Here is a 3,824-nt window from a genome sequence, read left to right as displayed (position 1 = left end):
CGCCGCTGGGCATCACTTGGGCGAATGTCCGCAGGGATCGGCTCCACGCGCTGGTCGCAGAGCAGATTGCTCTTGTTATGGCGCCATCAGAATGTTACCGTCGGCCCACGGACCGACCGGCCGGTCGGAGTACCGACGAATGGTCGCACTACCGTTGGGGGTAGTTCGCTTGCATGCTAACGCGACTGGCATGGGCAGCGTGAAGCCCATTGGCGGGCGATTAACAGCCCCGACAAGCAGGGGGCGGGTTCGCGGCCGCAGCGCGAACGCTGTCAGGCGGAGTTGCCCCCCGCTGGCAGGATATGCAACCCGGACTTCCGTTGGCACCCGACTCTGCACCGGACGGCGCAGTGGTCGACTGCGTCCGCGAGCCCCCCCTCGTGGCTCAGTCACTGTCGCTTACGCGCGTTACTTCCATTTGCCGTCGTTAGCAAAAGTCGCGAGTTGATTCATCTGAGCCGTCGCCAAGTTGCTTTGTGGCGATGACAACTTTCGCCGTGAAAGCCCGACCTGTGGAGGCACCTGAATGAATTTGCGTGCACGCACCGGAATTGCCGCGCTCGCTATCCTAACTACGCTCAACATAACGGTCGGCAGCGTCGGAGTGGCGAACGCCTCGGCGGGAGCAACGCGCGCTTCGGGCGATCCCGGCAATGCCCGTTACGACGAATATGTGAACTGGTATCCATTTCATGGCCTTACGCCGAACTGGCACTGCAGCAAGACGGTGGATCAGAGCACCTACATCGAGCAGGCGTGCACTATCGTTAGCGGCAACTCCTACCAGGCTGCATTGATCCTCATGCCCAGGCTCTCCAACAGGCGCCTAGCGTTCGTTCAAAATGTCAAGAATCGGGATTTTCTGTGGTGGCGGCAATGTGATGGCTATCTCACTGCGGGCGTGAGAGTGGTATGTTTCGCACCGACGCAGGTCGCAAGTGCCGGCGATAACGTACAGGGTTATGCAAACGATGACCTTTACTACGACCTATTTGGGCCGACGGTGAAGATCTCATAGTTTGATCGGGAGTAGTGAACCTTCGCCCTGTGGAGGTTTCACTACTCCTGAACATCCATCATCGAGCAATGCTCGTGGTCGATTCAACAAGCTCTGGACCTGTACAGACAAAGGCCGTGAGCGCTGCACGTAAGCTGAGCCATCCCGATTTCTCGACCAGTTGACCGATCGCCGCGGCGTCCGGATCGGCGACCAGCACCATCTCGACGCGAGAGTTTCGGTCATGCTGGGCCAAGAAGGCGACGGGCCGCGTGTAGTGGGGCAGATGTTGCCTTTTCTCCAGGGGGTGCTCGTATCGGTCAGGACCGCGAGTTTGAACTCCTGGCTAACGTCCGCCGAGACGCCCGACACACTTCGCACAGGCTGGTTCCACAGGAGACATGTCGACGCGTCTTATCTCAGCGTTTTCTCAAGGCGCCGCGTGCGGGGTTGAGGGATCTTGGAAGTCATTCACCTGGCAAATTATCAACGTCGCACAGGCAGTTCGTTTCTACTCGGGGCGCGCTGGCTGGCAATCGATCGAGGGTTAGAACTAACGCGTTCTCGATCCGGAAGGAACGCGATTTAGATTTGTGGCCGAACAAGAAGGGGAGGCGTTATGGCAACGCGGACAGCATCAAGAATGTTGCTTTGCACAGCAGTATCAACGGCCCTGATTCTGGTGGCTAGCTCGCCTGCACTCGCATTGCACTCGATTGGGTTTAAAGACAACTTCTTTAACTCGTGCGACGCGAACGTTACGATCGATGACGCACTTATCGGCTCCCCTGGCAAGATCGAATCCTGGGGCGGCTACCGTTGCCCCACAGGATCCACCTGGGCTGGGGAAATGACGATCAAGATCACGAGGAACGGCGTCAAGGTTAAGGAGGTGCAGAAGTCTATCAACGGCAGCGTCTCCTCTGACTCAGTCAACGCAACCGTTGCCGACGATGCCGGTACGCAGAATTGGCAAGCAACCCTCACCTTGTTCCGTCCAGGATTCGCCTCAACGATCATCTCGACGGGAGTAATTCCTTCATGAGCAGGCATACGAGGCACTTCAGGAAGTTGACGAACTTCACAGCTGCCGCAGCGGCAATAACACTGGGACTTCTGTCATTCGCCAACCCCGCTTCTGCGGCTTCTTCTGTTGCGAGCAAGAAGGACTTCGATCAGTCTCGTAGGTGCGATGCTAACGTCACCGTTAGTGACGTCACCACTTACGGTAAGGTGGAAGTCTATGGCGGCTTCGTCTGTCCGACCGGTAGCGGGCTTTTCAACGAACCGGTCAGAGCGACCATCACTATTCAGATCTACCGCAATGGTGTCAGCATCCTCCGCAGCCAGAAGGAGCTCGCCTTCGGTACGAGGCCGCTCACGCTTTCCAGCGACTTTTATGCAATTACCTACCCTGACTACTCCTCTTCGGATCGGTTCAAGGGATGGATGCAGATCAGCTCGCTGAGTGGTTCGGTCACCTTGACCACCGGGGAGATCACCACCTGAACAGACGAAGATGGCGGGCCCTGCTGTTGCTGCAACGGCGGTAGTCGCAACAGCGCCCCGTCCGCTCCCCATCCCGGCGGCCATCGACCCGCCGGGATGGGGAGCGGGCCACTGGGCGCCGGTGAAACCCGAGGGGCAGCGACCATCGTGGAGGATCGATTGGAATCACGCGACAAAGACCAAGCCCTAGACCCTCTCACGCACTCCTTCTGGGCGCTTTGATCACTCGCCGGTGTCATCATGACCAGTACCGCGTTCGGATCGCCCAGCTCGTCGACCGTGTACCGGCGCACGCCGTCGCGTACCGCGCCGGCGTTCCACACTGCTTCGCCCAGCGGTCGCTGCATCCGCTGCGGTGACCGGTCTCCGGCCTGCTCGGCCAACTGCCTACAGGATCTGATGCCACATCGGACAGCAAACCGAGTAGGAACGCCCGTGCCTGCCGCCGCCGCGGCTCCACTCGACTGAACCGGTCGGCGATGTAGGCGAACCCGACCTCGAACGTCTCCAACAAGTCCGCGACCGCTACGCTGTCGCAGCGGTCACCGCGCAATCATCGGTTGTCTCCACAAGCCATCCGTGATCACGCGGTGGCCGTCTCTTGCCAGCCACCACGGCGAACGACCCAGCGGACATCAAGTAGCGGCTACACGCCCGCCTTGCCGATAAGGTCAGGCGGCTCAACCAGCGATCCGCCGCTCCCACTCGCCGATCAGACCCTCACGGATCCCCTCGTCAGGCCGACCAGCCTCAATCCACCCGACCGATTCGCCCCCATACTCGATACCGACAGTCAGACCCGTACGACCAGAGAACCCGGCCAAGGCATCGACCAAAGCCTTGGCATCCGCCAACTCGCGCCGGTCCAACTCGGCCGACACAGTCACCGCCTCAGACCCACGCACCTCCGTCAACAACAAGACCACGCCACACGTGTGCACCCCGGCGGAGTCGACACTGTCGACGAACTCAGGTGGCGCACCAGCCCACTCCCGCGCGTGAAGCGACTTAGCGACCAACTGCTTCAGCCCCGCCACCGTGTCCGGCACGACCTCGTCTTCGACAAAGCCGAGCAGCGCCACCTCCGGGTGCCCAGACATGCCATCACCCTGCCACACCTTCAACCCACTTACTCGTGGAACCCTCCTATCCATCGCAGATCGTCTACATAACGATCCCGGGCTGGAGTACTAGATGCGGACAGAACTGCCCCGGGTTTGGTGGCGGCTAGATGGGTTGGGTTTCTGGCTGGGTCAGCCGGTGTTTGGTGGGATCGTAGAGGGCTTCGAACGCGGCTGGTGGCAGGTCTGCGGCGCCG

Annotated in this window: 4 protein-coding genes; 3 read left to right on the top strand and 1 reads right to left on the bottom strand. The window is 60.2% G+C overall.

Features of this window, described 5'->3' with window-relative positions:
* Positions 1 to 526 precede the first annotated feature (526 nt).
* The 3 genes from ACIP9D_RS32805 to ACIP9D_RS32795 all read left to right on the top strand — a co-directional run bounded on the left by ACIP9D_RS32805 (position 527) and on the right by ACIP9D_RS32795 (position 2,506).
* Positions 527 to 1,018 (top strand): hypothetical protein, encoded by a 492-nt coding sequence (locus ACIP9D_RS32805; protein WP_350877563.1) that lies wholly within the window; start codon positions 527 to 529, stop codon positions 1,016 to 1,018.
* A gap of 598 nt (positions 1,019 to 1,616) precedes the next feature.
* Positions 1,617 to 2,042, top strand: coding sequence for a hypothetical protein (locus tag ACIP9D_RS32800; protein WP_350877565.1), 426 nt, complete (start codon positions 1,617 to 1,619; stop codon positions 2,040 to 2,042).
* Positions 2,039 to 2,506, top strand: a complete 468-nt coding sequence (locus ACIP9D_RS32795) for a hypothetical protein (RefSeq protein WP_400451399.1) — start codon at positions 2,039 to 2,041, stop codon at positions 2,504 to 2,506. Before ACIP9D_RS32800 ends, ACIP9D_RS32795 begins: the two co-directional genes overlap by 4 nt.
* A gap of 680 nt (positions 2,507 to 3,186) precedes the next feature.
* On the opposite strand, the gene ACIP9D_RS32790 is transcribed toward ACIP9D_RS32795, so the two are convergent.
* Positions 3,187 to 3,606, bottom strand: a complete 420-nt coding sequence (locus tag ACIP9D_RS32790; RefSeq protein WP_350877570.1) for a hypothetical protein — start codon at positions 3,604 to 3,606, stop codon at positions 3,187 to 3,189.
* Positions 3,607 to 3,824: the final 218 nt, after the last annotated feature.

It is taken from the genome of Micromonospora sp. NPDC093243 (assembly GCF_044753725.1).
Lineage (GTDB): Bacteria > Actinomycetota > Actinomycetes > Mycobacteriales > Micromonosporaceae > Micromonospora.
Note: the sequence above shows the minus strand (reverse complement) of the source record. Positions and strands in the feature narration are given on the sequence as shown.